The 16,685-nt window shown below is 29.4% G+C and carries 8 protein-coding genes; 7 read left to right on the forward strand and 1 reads right to left on the reverse strand.

The genetic code is table 4. The features are described from left to right. Window positions 1-2: 2 nt before the first annotated feature. The 7 genes from ACX1M8_RS01620 to ACX1M8_RS01650 all read left to right on the forward strand — a co-directional run bounded on the left by ACX1M8_RS01620 (window position 3) and on the right by ACX1M8_RS01650 (window position 16,011). The gene (locus ACX1M8_RS01620) at window positions 3-3,062 is read left to right on the forward strand and encodes an ABC transporter substrate-binding protein (protein ID WP_458836655.1); all 3,060 of its coding nucleotides are present in this window, start codon (window positions 3-5) and stop codon (window positions 3,060-3,062) included. Window positions 3,063-3,065: 3 nt separating this feature from the next. Continuing rightward, complete coding sequence (locus tag ACX1M8_RS01625) at window positions 3,066-4,115, forward strand: ABC transporter permease (RefSeq protein ID WP_458616704.1); 1,050 nt, start codon at window positions 3,066-3,068, stop codon at window positions 4,113-4,115. Continuing rightward, window positions 4,075-5,187 (forward strand): ABC transporter permease, encoded by a 1,113-nt coding sequence (locus ACX1M8_RS01630; protein ID WP_458616707.1) that lies wholly within the window; start codon window positions 4,075-4,077, stop codon window positions 5,185-5,187. The genes ACX1M8_RS01625 and ACX1M8_RS01630 overlap by 41 nt, the downstream gene beginning before the upstream one ends. Window positions 5,188-5,194: 7 nt before the next feature. Then, complete coding sequence (locus tag ACX1M8_RS01635; protein ID WP_458616709.1) at window positions 5,195-6,472, forward strand: ABC transporter ATP-binding protein; 1,278 nt, start codon at window positions 5,195-5,197, stop codon at window positions 6,470-6,472. Window positions 6,473-6,474: 2 nt separating this feature from the next. Beyond that, a complete protein-coding gene (locus tag ACX1M8_RS01640) occupies window positions 6,475-7,806 on the forward strand; it encodes an ABC transporter ATP-binding protein (protein WP_458835703.1) in 1,332 nt (443 codons plus the stop codon). 34 nt (window positions 7,807-7,840) lie between these two features. Then, complete coding sequence (locus tag ACX1M8_RS01645) at window positions 7,841-9,589, forward strand: hypothetical protein (RefSeq protein WP_458836656.1); 1,749 nt, start codon at window positions 7,841-7,843, stop codon at window positions 9,587-9,589. A gap of 359 nt (window positions 9,590-9,948) precedes the next feature. After that, window positions 9,949-16,011, forward strand: coding sequence for a rhoptry family protein (locus ACX1M8_RS01650; RefSeq protein WP_458836657.1), 6,063 nt, complete (start codon window positions 9,949-9,951; stop codon window positions 16,009-16,011). A gap of 110 nt (window positions 16,012-16,121) precedes the next feature. Here the strand turns inward: ACX1M8_RS01650 and ACX1M8_RS01655 are convergent. Further along, a partial coding sequence (locus ACX1M8_RS01655; protein ID WP_458836658.1) for an IS30 family transposase occupies window positions 16,122-16,685 on the reverse strand: 564 nt, incomplete at its 5' end.

Consider the following 16,685-nt stretch of genomic DNA (forward strand, 5'->3'; position numbering starts at 1 on the left):
TGATGACTAAGAAATTTAAAAACCTATCAAAATATTTATTGCTAGCATCAGCTCCTTTAGGAGTTGTAGCTGTTGCAACATCATGTTCAAAAACACAATCAATTAAAGTTGACTATGACTTAGGTTTAGCAACTGAACCAATTAATAACTTGAACTACATTAAATACAAGTCAATGGATAAAATTGTTCCATCACTTGTAGATAGTTTCCTTAAAAATGGACCTTCAACAAGTTTAAAAAGAGTTCTTCCTGCAAAAAGAAGTTACAACTTTGTTATGATGGAAACTCCACAAGATAAAACATCAGCTAACTTTGAAAAATACATTACAGAAAATGCTGATCGTTTAAGCGAAGATAATGGAACTAAAGGAATTACAGGTTCATATTATTCAATTGATCAATTTAACACTGTTGGTGGACTTGCTGATGATTCAGCTGCAGGTCAACCTACTGTAAAATCTACTGTTTACGCTTTTAGAAATCCAAGAAATACAAACAACTACATGGCTGTAACTGGATTTGTGAATAATAAGAAAAATAAATGATCTAATGGTGATATTATCAATGCTCAAGATATTAGAGATTATTTTGAATACATCCTTGATTTAAACACAGGATCTCAAAAGTTAGATACTATTAAAAAATATGGTTTCAGAGCTGCTGATAAATTCATCGATGCTCAAAAAGATTATTTATCTAAGTTTAATAAGACATACAAGAATCCATTCGGACGTCGTAAATATGTTTACGATAAAGAATTAGGTAGATATATCCAAGATCCTGAAGATAAAGTATTTCAATCTCAAACAAGAGATGCTCAAGGAAATCCTTTGGATACAAAAGAGGTTGCAGCAATTAAGCAAGCTGCTATGGAATTTGGATTTTACACAGGACAATTATTCTTAGACTACGACAATGAATTTGTTGCTAAATACTTATATTTAAATCCTGATTTTGATGTTGATGCAGAAGTTCAAGAATTTAAATACTTAAATAAAAACAACAAAGTTAAGAAACTTAAATTAGTAAAAAACATTTATGTAAATCCATACCAAAGATTTGAATCATCTAACTTAAAAGGACACATCAAATCTTTATCACAAGATCAAAATTCATTCACTTTAATATTTGATGAAAACCACACACCTGATACATCATACTTACTATTCACAATCTTATCTAACTTATTACCAATTAACCGTAAGTATGTTGAAACAGAAGGTGGTGGTATTGATAAATACGGATCAGAACCTGATAAATTCTTAACTACAGGACCATTTATCATCCCTAAAGGTAGTGATGGAATTCTTTTAGGACCTAACGGATACATCAATCTTGTTAAAAATAAAGAATATTTTGATGCCGAAAATACAATCTCTAACAAAATAAGAATTCTATTTTCAACAAATAAAAATACAAATGCTTTATTCTTTGAAGATGGATACATCTCTCAAACATATATTCCTGCTTCAAAAATGACTGCATATTGAGCTGATGAAAACATCAAGAAATACTTAAACAAAAACCAAGGTTTTGGAACAATTGCTTTTGGATTTAACTTAGACCAAGAAACAAATGGTGATAGTTACCTTCAAGATCAAGACTTAAGAAATGCAATGTACTATGCAATTAACCGTGATGATGCTTTAAAATTTGTTGGTTGAGATTTCTCATTCCCAGTAAATACTTGAACAGCTTACGGGCAATACAAAACATTTGATGGTAAGAACCTTGAAATGTTCTTTGAAGGTGCTAAAGCAAAAGCTAAGAATAATAAAGAATTCCCATTACAAAACTATGAGTACGTTGTTCACATGGCCAAAGGATTCAACTTTGAAAAAACAAAACGTAGAGATTTAGCTTACGATATTCCTACAGCTGAGTTCTACATTAATCGTTTCAAAGCAAAACACCCTGGACTTAAGAAGGTAACATTACAATTCTTAAATAACGGACAAGATGAACAAAAGAAAGCTGGATCATACTTAAAAGAAGCTATGAACAGAGCTTTTGGTGGATTTGTTGAAATCGAACTTAAGAGTTTACCAGAAAACATTTTTGCCAGCTTCATTGAAAAAGGTGAATACGACATTATCTACCAAAACTACGATAGAATTGGTGGAAATGGTGCACAAGACTATGTTATGGCGTTCTTTAAGAAAGATGAAGTTGATACAATTAACCAAAAAACAATTGCTTTCAAAGAAAACCCAGTTGGATCATTTACTTATGCAGACTATGTTTCTGATTTAGTATTAGAACAACTACAAAAACAAGATCCTAATGTGTCACGTTTAAGCCTACTATCAAACGATATTGAATTAGTAAAAGCTACAATACTTGCAGATGCTGAAATGAAAGAAGCTTTCGAAATTGCTTTAAATAGCAATTCCTCAAGCAAAATTCTTTCATTCAATGATTTATATTTAGATAAATTAACTAAAGCTGTTGCAGCTAAACAACCAGAAATTAAGAATAGATATTCAAAACAATACATTAAATACTTAACAGAATACTTAATGCTAGCAGATAATGCTGGTGATAGCGATAAAGGAAAAGCTAATAAGAGACAAGCAAGAATTAATTCAGCTTTCAACCTCTTCTTACCAACTTGAAAATCTATTGAAGATATCGCTAATATAACAAATGAAACTCAAGAAAGACTTGAGTTCAACCAAGATAATATCTTTAACACAGGTGAAGAAAATCAAGAAGTAAGAAAAGCCCCTAAATTCTGAAATAAATTTATCGAGCTTGCTTTACCTAAATTTGAAGAATCACAATTTAATTACACATCAAGACTTTCATCATTCTTTACAGGAAACTTCAGTGATGAAGAAGTAAAAGATAACTGAGAACAAAGTGTGGTATATCAATTTATCGGTGCTTTAGAAAAAGTTATAAGAGATGCATCAATCGTTGTACCACTAATGGAAGTTGATACAAACTGAGAAGTAACAAAAGTTGGAGGAGTAGATTCATTATTCAGATTCTCACTTCAATATGCCTACGATATGACAAGACCACCAAGAAATGGTCTACCAACAACTAAGGAAGGATAGAATATGCAGAAAATCAAGTATCAAAATCAGACTTATGATTTAAGCAGTGCAAAAGTTTCTTTCAAAAACAAGAGAAGCAATGATTTAACTTTAATGCAAAAGTTAATTTCAATTGATTCTCCGTTCTTAAAAACATTTTGAAGAGTCTTTAAAATTATTTTAGAATTCTTTATCATCGGGCTTATTGTTATTTCTATTACATTCTTCCTTATAAACTCAGTTCCTGGAGAAAACCCTTTAACTCAAGGGCTAGATGAAGCTTCAAGAAAAGGTGTTGAAGAAAAATATGGACTAAATTTACCTTTAATCCAAAGATACTTCAATTATCTAAGAGGTTTATTTACTGGTAACTTTGGTATCTCACTATCCTTATTCCCTGGACAAGAGATTAATACCTTTATTTGAGATAGATTTTATAAATCATTCTTAGTTGGTATTTTCTCAGTTGTTCTTACAGTAGGAATTGGGATTCCTCTTGGTATTTGAATTGGTAAAAACCCTGGTGGTTGAGTTGATAACATTTCAACAATCATCGTAAGTATTTTCTCATCAGTACCATCAATTATTTTTGCCTTAGTGCTAGTCTTTTTAGGTCGTGAACTCGGTATTCCTTATGTATTCGACCACACTAACTTTGCAACCTTTATCTTGCCTGGATTAGCCTTGTCACTAGGAAGTATTATTGTTTATATTAAATATATCCGTACAGAACTTAATAGAGAATTAAACTCTGTACATGCTAAATTTGCTTACTTAAAAGGTGTATCAAAAAATAGATTTGTTTGAAAACATGCTTTAAAACCTGCACTTTTCCCAATCGCAACTTTCTTCCCTGCTGTTATCTTCGGATCATTTATCGGAAGTATCTTTATTGAACAAATCTTCCTAATTCCCGGATCAGGGGATACCTTACTACAAGCAATTCAAACTAAAGACTATAACGTTATCTTATTCTTAATTGTTATGTTTGCGTTCTTAACAGTGCTTTCATATGCATTCCGTGATATCTTATATGAAGCAATCGACCCAAGAATCAGAAGAAGAGGAGCTTAGAATGAAAAAAGATTTAGAACAAAATCAAGAAAAAAAGCCTTCTAAAGCTAAAGCCTTCTTCGCTAAATGGGCAGATAACATAAGATATCGTTCTTCATTAGGAAAACAAAATGAAGAAAACATGAAAGATCTTTCAGCACCTAACCCAATTGCACAACCATTTAACTATCAAAGTTGAAAATTGGTTGGAAAAATCATGGATTTCGAAAATGATATGCATATGGGTTCAGAAACTAAAGCTTTCAAAGAATTTATCAACAGATTCTCACGTTCTTTTGCTGGAGTATTCGGATTTGTTACATTAGTTACATTAATCTTACTTGCAATCATTATTCCATTCACAACTCAAGATCCTACACTTACAAACATTACTTCTAAATCATTAACTTTTAACTCAACTGACTCAAACAATGTATATCACTTCTTTGGAACTGATGATCTTGGGAGAGATTATTGAGCAAGGTTATGATGAGGGCTTCGTTATTCAATTGCTTTAGCCTTCGTTGTTACAGCAATTGAAGTTGTAATCGGACTGACAATCGGAATTATGATGGGACAATTTGAAATGTTTGACAAAATAATGACTTTCATTATTAAGGTTATTTCAATTGTGCCTACAATTATCATCTTGATTTTAATGACCATTATTATTTCACCTAGTTTCTGAGTTATAGTGTTCTCACTTTCATTAACTTCTTGAACTGGTATGGCTAACCAAATCAGAGCGCAAGTAAAACGTGCTAAATACTTTGAATGAGTATCAGCTTCTAAAATCTTAGGAACTCCTACTTGAAAAATCCTTAAAAACTATATACCTGTAATTTTACCTATCTTAATCACACAACTTGTGTTCACAATTCCTGGAGTTGTGCTATCTGAAACATCACTTGCATTCATTGGACTTGCAATCGAAGATGTTCCTACATTAGGAAACTTAATATCAGATGGTCAAAAATTATTCCCTGATTTCTTAAGATACGTATTTGTTCCTGCAACATTCTTAATTTTAATTACAACAAGTGTTCAACTTATTGGGGCTACAGTTCAAGACTCATTAAGAAGACAAAGATAGGATAAAGATGAATAATAATCAAAATTTATCAAACGAGCAAGAAAATTTAAATACTGAACAAAATTCTGTTACAGAAGAAAAATCAGCTAAGAAATCTTGAGCACACAAAGTATGACGTAAAATTACAGTATATTTTGCAAACAAATTTTCATTCCTTTCATCTAAAAACAATTTATTTGATTGAGAAGAATTTGAAAAGAACGTGCAATATAAAGTTTTACCAAATGGTGAAAAAGTTAAAATTGCAGCAGAAATTGATAATGTAGAATTATCATTCACAAACCCATCTAAACCAGGCGAAAAGAACAAAGTTCTTCGTGGTCCATCACTTCAAATTTATGAAGGTAAGGTTCATGCTATTATTGGTGAATCTGGTTCAGGTAAATCAGTTATCACATCACTTCTTTACGGATTAACTGGTGATAATGCAGTTATCGACAGTGGAGAAGTTAAACTTTACAATAATAATGTAGAGAAATTTACATTCAGAGATTGAGAAAAATCTCACTACCGTGGAAGAGTAGTTTCAGCTGTCTTCCAAAACCCTATGTCAACACTAAATCCTACAATGAAAGTTGGAAAACAAATTATTGAAGGTATGTTGATAAATAAAGTTGTTAAAAATAAAAAAGAAGCCTACGCTAGAGCTGTAGAATTCTTAAAACTAACAAAAATTTCAGATCCTGAAGGAGTTATGAAACTTTACCCTCACGAAATGTCAGGGGGTATGATTCAACGGGTTGTTATAGCAGCTATTGTTGCTTTAGAACCTAAAATCCTTGTAATGGATGAACCTACAACAGCGCTTGATCCAACAGTTCAAGCCTTAGTATTAGATGTTATTCAAGATTTACAAAAGAAACTAAATCTTTCAATTGTATTTATTACCCACGACTTAGGGGTTGTAGCTTCAATTAGTGACTTCATTTCAATTATGTATGCAGGTCAAATTATTGAAGAAGGTACAGCTAAAGAAATTTTACAGTACCCACAACACCCTTATACATGAGGATTAATTTTAAGTATGCCTGATGTTAACAGAGGTGATAGACTTGCAACAATTAGAGGTTCAGTTCCTTCTAACTTAAATAATATTGTTGGAGATGCCTTTGCAGTTAGAAATGACTATGCACTAGGTATAGACTTCCAAGAAGAACCTAAATTCTACTACTTATCAGAAACCCATAGAGTTAAATCAGCACTTCTTGATGAACGTGCTCCAGAATATCAACCACCAAAACATATTCAAAAGTTATGAAAGGAGTTTTTAGCACAGTCTAAATAATAATGGCACAAAAACCTTATATTGAAACTAAAAGAAAATTTCTTTTCTTCAAACGCAAATACATTCGTTTCAACACACCAGGTGTTGAAGGGATGTTAGAAGTTCCAAAAGATAAAACATTACTTGCTACACTTAGAAACGTTGATATTACCTACGGTGTAGGTTCAAAAGCTTTTAGAGCTGTAACTGATATGAATATGAATATTTATCGTGGTGAAGTTCTTGGATTAGTTGGAGAATCTGGTTCAGGTAAAAGTACTATAGGAAGAGCAATTATTGGTCTTACACCACATAGTTTTGGTGAAATTAAGATTTTTGATAAAGTTATTCCTAAAAAAATGGTACGTGGATTTAAATTTGGAAAAAAACTAAAGGAATATCGTGAAATTGAAAACTTTATGGTTAATAAAGTGCAAATGATTTTCCAAGATCCAGCTAACTCACTTAACCCACATATTAATGTTGAATCAGTCGTATCTGAAGGGTTAACAAACCTTAAGAGTGCAAAAGAAATTTACTTATTTAACATTGACCAAGATGTTGAAAAAGAAATTTACACAAAATGACTAAATAAAGAATCTTATCCTACTTTTTACGGTGAGTTTAAACAACAATTAGCAGCTGATATTGCTTTAAATGAAATGGTAGCATTTGAGGCTTTATATGTAAACTTTGCAAATATGTTAGCTGCATATCCAGAATTAGTAGAAGCTTATGAATATTTATTAAAAGCTAAAGAACATAGAGAAGAATTAAATAAACTTAGCGAAGTTGAATGTAAAAGAATCCTAGTTAGAGATATCTTAAAATCAGTTGGACTAGATGATTCAGTACTTAAACGTTACCCACTTGAATTTTCAGGAGGGCAACAACAACGTATTGGGATTTCACGTGCTGTAGTTGTTCGTCCTGCATTACTTATTGCCGATGAACCTATTTCAGCGCTTGACGTTTCAATCCAAGCCCAAGTTGTAAACATCTTTAACGAACTTAAAGAAAAATACAACCTAACTATTTTATTTATTGCTCACGACTTACGTATGGTTGAATATATTTCTGACCGTATCGCAGTTATGAATAAGGGTAGATTATTAGAAATTGGTTCTACAGAAGAAATTATGAACCATTCACTTCACCCTTATACAAAATCATTATTAGATGCAGTTCCATCAATCGAAGGTGAAAAAGGAAGTTTAATTGGTTATACTTATGATCCTGCAATTCATGGATATACATCTTTAAAACAACCACAATGAATTAAAGTAAATAAAGATCACTACATTTTAGCCACACCAGATGAGTTAGATGAGTGAAGAAAAGGAATTTATAAATAATTTTAAATAATCTAAATAAGAAAGGAAACATGTTATGAAATTAAAATCAATATTATTAACAATTAGTGGCCTTACAATAGCATCAACTCCTATAATGGCAATTAGTTGTAATAGTAAAGAAAATCCTAATGAGACGCAACCAAGTACAAATGATAAGACTGATAATAAAAACGATAACCAAGGAAGCCAAGGTACTCAAGGACCTCAAGGTGGATCAAATAATAATGGTAATAATCATACAAATGATAAAGGACATAACGGGGGGGATTCTAATGTTGTCTCTCCAAAAGATGATGTACAATTAAAAGCTAATTTAGATGCAAAAATCCAAGGACTTCAACACCTTGATATTAAAGATAAAATTAAGTACACTGCAGATCAAATCAAGGAAATGGACAAAGCTGAATTAGCTAAAAAGATTGAAGTCGTTGATTCTGGATTCGAAAACGATAAATATGGATTTACTGTAGTAAATGTAGAAAAGAAACTTAAAGATGGTTCAAAATATGTAATTAATCTTGAAGTTCAACTGTTTGCTAAAGACAAGCCTAAATTATTATCAGAAACTAAAAAATTTAATGATATAGAAGGTTTTAATATTAGTAAAGACGATCTTATGGAATTGCTAGAGCAATCAAAAAGAGAAGCATTTATCAAAGGGCTTTCAATTCAAGTAGATAATAAAGAACACATTAAAATTAGCGAACTAACAAAAGAACAAATAAAAGTAATTAGTAATGCTGATGAGGCTGTACAAAAATTATATACAGTGGATGTAGAATCATTTAGACCAAAAGCAGTTAATACTACATTAGAAGCTACTTTAACAATTACTGTTGTAAAAAGTGGAGCTAAAATTACAGTTGTTAAAGAATTAGAAGGCTTTAAGGATGAGAAATCTGTTCAAACAATTGACGAAATATTAGCAGCAAGCATAAATGATATTAAATTAAGTACTAAATTAGATGCTGCAAAGAAAGCACCATTCCCTTCATTAGTTAAGGAATCTGATATCATTGCTACTGGATATAATGATGAAATGCTTGATTTTTCAGTGGTGGAAGGAAGCATTAAACCTAAATTTGAAATTATCCCACCTTCACAATTTCTTTCATTTTCTGCACCTCAATTTAAGTCTTCTGTTTCATTAAAAATTAAATTAACTTCAAAAGAAGATCCTTCAAAAAGTGTTGAAAAAGACTTTGTTATAGATAAGTTATCAACACCAGATAAAAGAATATATTTTGCTCCTATTAAATCAACACTTTATGAAGAAAATGCAACAGCTTCTGATTCTGACACAAATAAACCTAAAGATACAACTACATCAGATGCTATTACAGATAAAACTTCTTCTGCAAACAGACCTACTAAATCACTGCAACTAGTTGCAAGAAAAAACAAACAAAACTATGATGTTTTAATTAAATATGAATTAGAAGAGATAAAAAAAGATGATAAAAATATGTACATTAAGATGAAATTAATGAATTTAAGATCTTTAATTATTGATACATTATTTGAGAAAAGTCCTGATCAAACAGGTAAGAAAATTATGCTTTCAACATTAACTGAAACAATAAAACAATACGCATCAAGAATAATTTTCACTATTGATGCCCTATATTACTCAGAAAACCCTGCTGAAGAATATTATGATTTATTTAATGGCCCATCTATGGTAGACAAAATATCAAATAGAAAAGTACCTGTAAATTATTTATTAAATGCAAATTATCTAATTTATATGGCTCAAAATTTATCTAAAAATGGTAATGTATAGAAAATAAAATTAAACTTCTCTTTATTAACAAAATAAATTATAAAAATAACTATATTTCAGTTCACTATTTCTTAAGTAAATAGTGAACTTTTTATAATGCATAATTATCATGGATATATAATGGCTTTATCAAAATGCTTAAGGGTTAAACTGATTGCAAAAGGCGAGAGAAAATAAAATTATTAAAAAGAAGTTTTAATGAGAAAACTTATATAGCTACATTTATTGGGGGTCGATATTTTTACCACATAATTTCCATAAAATATATAAAAAATATTTAAAATATATAAAAAACTTTTAGAAAATAATATCATTTATATATAGAAATTAAGGAATAATCCTATTTTAAGGGGAAAAATATGAAAAAATCCAAAATTTTAAAAACATTAATTACTCTACCAAGCATAGCTGTATTACCTTTATTGCCAGTTGTTAGTGCACAAAGCGAAAATAACAATGAATTAATTGAATTTAAGCAAAAAATTGTGGCTTTAAAGGACTTGACTGAAAAGCTAAAAAACTCATTTACAAGTATTTATCATTATTTAATAGAAAACAACTATCCTTTTCAAAAACATGATCCTAATAATCGAAATGTTAAATCATTAGAAAATTTAAACAAATCTAATGGTTACATTGATTCTGTCTATAAACTTATAAAAAAATTAAGTGATGCCAATTTCGATACTAAAGAACAATATTTTAAATTAGCTGCAGAAAACGGGTTTGGAAAGGTAGCATCAGAAGAAATTCTTTTTAAATATTTAGAAAATTGAATATCAAACTATGTTATCAGAAACTATGATGTCGCATATGATAATTACTACATGAATTTTCAAATAAATAAACTAGTTGAAATTACAAAAAATCCAGAAGTAGGTACTTTTTTACGTGAACATATGATGACAGATTATGAAGCAAAATCAGATGCATTTGAAAAAGCATTTGCTGCAAAAATAGCTAATAATACATTCACAGCTGAAGAAGCACAAAGTTTTGTACTAGATTTACTTGTTATAATGAATGAGAATGTAGGTAAGTATATTCGTGAAATTCGAGAAAAATACTATAAATCATTGACAACTACCCAAGACAATTCACTTGATTCAAAAGTAAATGAATATTCTAATAATACAACTGATAAAATTGCTAATGATGATGTTATCTTACAAAATATCTATAGTCTTTATAACACTATGAATCAAGCAGGTCAACTTAATGAAACGATGACTGTTTTAAGAGATACTATTGAAAAAGCTAAAAAAGAATTAGGAACAATTAACTATACTGAAGCTACAAATGAACCTTCTGACCCGATCAAGGATAATTTTTCTAATATTTTAGATGAAGCCTCAAAAGTTATTAATGGTGATGGTAATTCTGACACAGAACAACAAATTAATGAACTTATCACAAAACTTACAGTTGCTCAAGAAAAACTTGATGGTAAAGAACAAATCTCAAAAACTATTACAAATCAAATTGATAATTCTACTGGAGATTCAGAAGTAGTAAAAGACAAATATAAAAAGTATCTTGGTGAAATATCTTCTGATTCTAAAAAACTAAAAGAATTACATGATTACTTTGATCTTTTACAAAAAGCTCAAGAACTCGTAAAAAGAGCAAAAGAAATTCAAAAAACTGTAAATTATACTCAAGCATCTGCAAAACCAAATAAATCAAATTTTAATAGAGTCCTTAAAAGCTTAGAATACAATATTAATAGATCTTATATGGAAGAATCCCCATGACCTATTGAAGATGCAGATGGGGATTCGTTGATAGTACAAAATGATTTGACGAATATTCAAGGAAACTTAACAGAACTTAATAAAGCTATTGAACATTTAAATGGAAATCAAAATTTAACTAGTGCAAAAGAAGATGCCACAAATGCAATTAATCAATTAAGTGAATTAGAAAAAACACAAAAAGATGAATATCTAAAACAAGTTGCTTCTTTAGAAGATGTTGAAAAAATCAATGAAGTAAAAGCTACTGCCGAAAAAGCTAATGAAGAAATAATTTTAAACAAGGCTAAAGAAGCAGCTACATCATATATTAACGGATTGGAATATTTATCCCCAGAACAAAAAAACACTTATATTGACCAAATTAAACAAGTTAATAATAAAGATAATTTAGAGCCTATAAAAACAGCTGCAAATTCTGCTAATGAAACAGCAAAAGCCCTAGCTAATAAAAAACAAGAAGCAACAAGCGAAATAAATGGCTTACAAGCTTTAACATCAGAACAAAGAAATGCTTATGTTTCTAAAATTAATGAAGCAGATAACACTCAAAAAGTTGATGAAGTTTTAAAGGAAGCCAAAGAAGCTAATACTCAAGCTCAACAATTAGCTACAGCTAAAGAAAATGCTATCAAAGAGCTTAAAAATTTATCATACTTGTCTAAGGATCAAGTAACTAACTTTACAAAAAATATAAATGAAGCACTAGATACTCAAACAGTTGAAAATGTTCTTCAAGAAGCTCAAAATCAAAATGAAACAGCAAAGAATTTAGCAGAAGCAAAATCAGTAGCTAAAACAAATATTTCAAACTTACAAAATCTTCCTCAAGATAAAAAAGTTTCATATACACAAGAAATTGAGCAAGCTGAAAACGAAAATGCTGTTCAAGCTATAGTAAATAAAGCTACAGCTGAAAATACATCTAATAAAGAATTGTCTGATAAAAAACAATCCGCAAATGAAACTATAGGTGGATTAACTTCGTTATCAGAAGAACAAAAACAAGATTATAAAGAAAAAATTAATAAAGCAAATGATAAGGGTACTGTTGAAACTCTAGTAAATCAAGCCAAAGAAGAAAATTCAGTTGCTGAAAAATTAGCAACTAAAAAGAAAGAAGCAACTGAAACAATTAAAGAATTAGGCTCATTAACTGATGGTGAAAAATCTGATTATGTATCACAAATAAATGGTGCTACAGATATAAACCAAATAGATCCAATTGTAAATAATGCTAAAGAAAAAAATACTTCTAATAAAGCACTAGCTGATAAAAAACAAGATGCTAATGCTAAAATCGATAGTTTAACATCATTAAGTGAAGAACAAAGAGCAGACTATAAAGAACAAATAAACAATCAAAATAATCTTACTGACATTGATCAAATTGTAAATACTGCAACAGCAGCGAATACAACTGCAAAAGAATTAGCAGATAAGAAAAACGAAGCTAAGAAAACTGTTAATGGATTAATGTCTCTAACTCCTGAACAAAGAAAAACATACACAGATAAAATTGATGCTGCAGCTAATAAGGAAGATATAGATCCAATCGTAGCTGAAGCAACATCTACTAATTCTGCAAATGAATTAGCTAATAAGAAAACTGAAGCTGATAAGAAGATTGATGCTTTAACATCACTAGGTGAAGAACAAAGAGCAGACTTTAAAAAACAAATAAGCAATCAAAATAATTCTGCTGATATTGATGAAATTGTTAATACTGCAACAGAAGCAAATACAACTGCTCAAGAATTAGCTAACAAAAAACAAGAGGCTATTACTACTATTAATAGTCTAACTTCATTAACTGAAGACAAAAGAAATGAATACATATCACAAATAAATGGTGCAACAGATATAAGTCAAATAGATCCAATTGTAACTAAAGCTACAAACGAAAATACATTTAATAAAGAATTATCAGATGATAAGCAAGATGCAGCTAACGCAATTAATGAATTAACACTATTAACTGAAGAACAAAAGAAAGGTTATATTGAACAAGTTAATGAAGCAACAACTCCTGAAGGCGTGGGAGAAGTTGTAAGAAAGGCTACAGCTCTTAATACAGCTATTGAAGATTTGAATAATCAAAAGAATAATGCATCAGAGACAATTGGAAATATGTCTGGACTAACTCAAGATCAAATTCAGTCATATATTTCACAAGTTAACCAAGCATCAAACGAAACTGAAATTAATAATATTGTTAAAGAAGCTCAAAAAGTTAATGATGCAGCTATAAAATTGGCTAATGAAAAAGCTGCTGCATTACAAAAACTTAATGATATGACATATATAGGAGAATTTTTATCTATTTATCAAGGTGAAATAAATAATGCTCAAGATTCTCAAACCATCCAAGATGTTCTTGCAAAAGCAGAAGAAGCTAATAAGAATGCAGAAAAAGTCTTTAATGCTGCAAGTGATGCTCAAAATAAAATAAATGCTTTAGAACACTTATCTAATTATGAAAAACAAAATTTCATCAATAATTTATGAACAGCAAAATCTGTTGAACAAGTTAGCGAAATTTTAAAACAAGCAATCGAGCAAAATAAAGCAAATGAAGAATTGCAAAAAGCAAAAGATAATGCAATAAGTTCTATTAAAAAACTTACATATTTATCTGAAGAAGGCATGCAATCATTTATAGGACTTGTTCAAATAGCTACAACAGTCCCTGCTGTACAAAATGCTTTAGATCAAGCTGTATCTTTAAACCAAGCAAAACAACAATACGAAGAAACACAAGATGCTATAAAGAAAGCTAGTGAAAAAATTAATGATTTTTCTTACTTAAGTGATAACCTTAAGAATCAATTATTAGAAAATCTTAAATTAAGCAGAACTACTGAGGAAGTAAGCCAAAACTTAAATTCAGTTATAAAATTAAACAAAGATGCTGAAACACTTGTAAATGCAATTAATGAATTCGATCTTAATGTAAAAGAATCTTCAAATGTTTTAAATAGTAATTTAACTGCTAAAGAAAAAGAATTAGAAGAAATTAATAATCAAATGGTTATAGATTCTAAACTTAATGTTGGATATACAGATCAACAAGTTTTAGATCAAATTAAAAAATTATCTAGCTTTAAAACAAAAATTGATAATGCCAAAAGTTGAATCGAATCTTCTAGAGAACAATTTATTATGATAATGAAGTACCTTGATCAAGAACTTAATAAAGCTCAAATAGATAAATTTGTAGAAGAAATTGAAAACAGCTATAGTGGTAAAGATATGAATAATATTACTACTGCTGCTCAAAATCTAAATAATGCTATGTTTGATTTAATAAAAGCTAATAATGAAAATAAAGAATTACTTAAAGATCTAAATTTTGGATTTTGCAACTTGGATTCTTTAAATACTTTAAAAGCAAATCAAGAAATTATCGATAAGCTTGTTGATTTAGAAAAAGGAATTATCTATAAAGATAATACTGCTGCATCGGTTAACGAACTTATGACTCAAACAAACACTCTTGTTCAAAATATCATTAAGAATGTTACAGATAATGAAACAGCAAAAACTAACTTTATAAATCCAATGCAAGAAAAATTAGATAATTACAATAATTTATTAACATCTAATAAATTCTTTAATGCTCCAAATGCAATGCTTACTCATTTACGTGAATTAGTAACAAGTTTTGAAAATCAACTTAACATAATTGCTAATAACAATAAATACTTAACTCAAGAAGAAATGGATACTTTAAATAGTGCTACATCCGGAATTGATAGCTTAGTTGATGACCTTTCACATTTCTCAGACAAAGTGTTCACAAATTCTATAGGTCAAAGAATTAAAGAATTCACAAGTTGAGTTGAGACAAATATGTTACATACATCAGATCAATATCAAGAAAATGCATTAAATACTTATAATAATTCAATGAGTTATGCAGAAGCTGTTGCAGCTAAACAAAATTCTGAAACCAACTACAATAACCTAATGAATAATTGAAAAGTTGTTGAAGATAAAATTGCTGATGCAATTAAAACTATGACTTACACCAATACTATTGAAAATGATATTAAACAATTAATTGGTTTAAATGATAATATTTATTCTGATTTAAATACTTTAAATAATACAACTAAAGTGTTAGCGGAATTAAATGATGTTTATCAAGCATTCTTAAAGACAAATGCTACTAAGAAATTTGCGTTCTTAGATGCAAAACATAATTTAGCAAGCAAGTTAAATACCCACATAGTAGAAACAGCACGTAGTAGCGAAATGTCAACATTAATTACAGAAGCAGATACAAAATTTGCTCAAACTTTAAATGATGCTAAACTTATATTTAAATTAGCTTCTGCTCTCGAAAATAGAAATGAAGAAGCATTCCAAAAAGCTATGTCATCATTAACAAGTAATACAAACATATCTAACTTTGCTAAATTATTAGTCCAAAACAATTACTTTAACGATGTTAAAGTAGCTGAGTCTTCATCTAATGCAGTTAAAGAATTACACAATATCTTTAACTCACAAGATTTCAAAGATGCTCCAAAAGTATTACAAACCTTAGCAATGATTAATGTTGTAGAAAATAAAGAAGCTTTCCCATGATGAACATGTCTTTTAATATTCGGTGCATTAATTTTCTTAGGTGGAATCCTAACATACATTTTCAAGAATAAATAATAAGGTATACAAAAAGGCTGGAGCACTCCAGTCTTCTGGAGTGTAATCTCCAGTGCAACACAAAAATATCTGGCCTAAGTCAGATATTTTTCGTACCCTCTAATTCATGTTTAATATTTATCTTTAAAAAATTTGTTTTTCGATTTGTTGCTAGTCCTTTTAAGATTTGACCTTATAAAATATTTTTCTTCTTGTGGTATAGGAACTCACTTATCCTTATAATAGTTCCAATTGAAAAATAACTCATCGGCTGATTGTCATTCATTAATTTCTCTTGGCATAAAGTTTATTTCATTTTGAATTTCTAATATTTTTTCATCAGAAATCTTATTAAAATTTGTTCTTTTAGGAAAATATCTTCGTACAAGTCCATTGAAATTTTCGTTTCCACCTTTTTGGAAAGAGGCATACGGATCAGCACGATAAACAAATATATGCAACCTGTATGCTAGATAGAATAATTTAGAGAATTCAAAACCGTTATCACAAGTGATGCTTTTTACATTTAATCGATATTCTTTTATAGCATTTCAAATAGCTTTTCCTACATTTCATGGATTTTTTCCTTGATATTTTATGATGATTCCGTATCTAGTTAATCGCTCAGTAAAAGTAATTAAATTGTAATTATCTTTTCCTGTTTTTCCTATAATAAAGTCAATTTCTCAATGTCC

The organism is Mycoplasma tracheobuteonis (genome assembly GCF_054456995.1).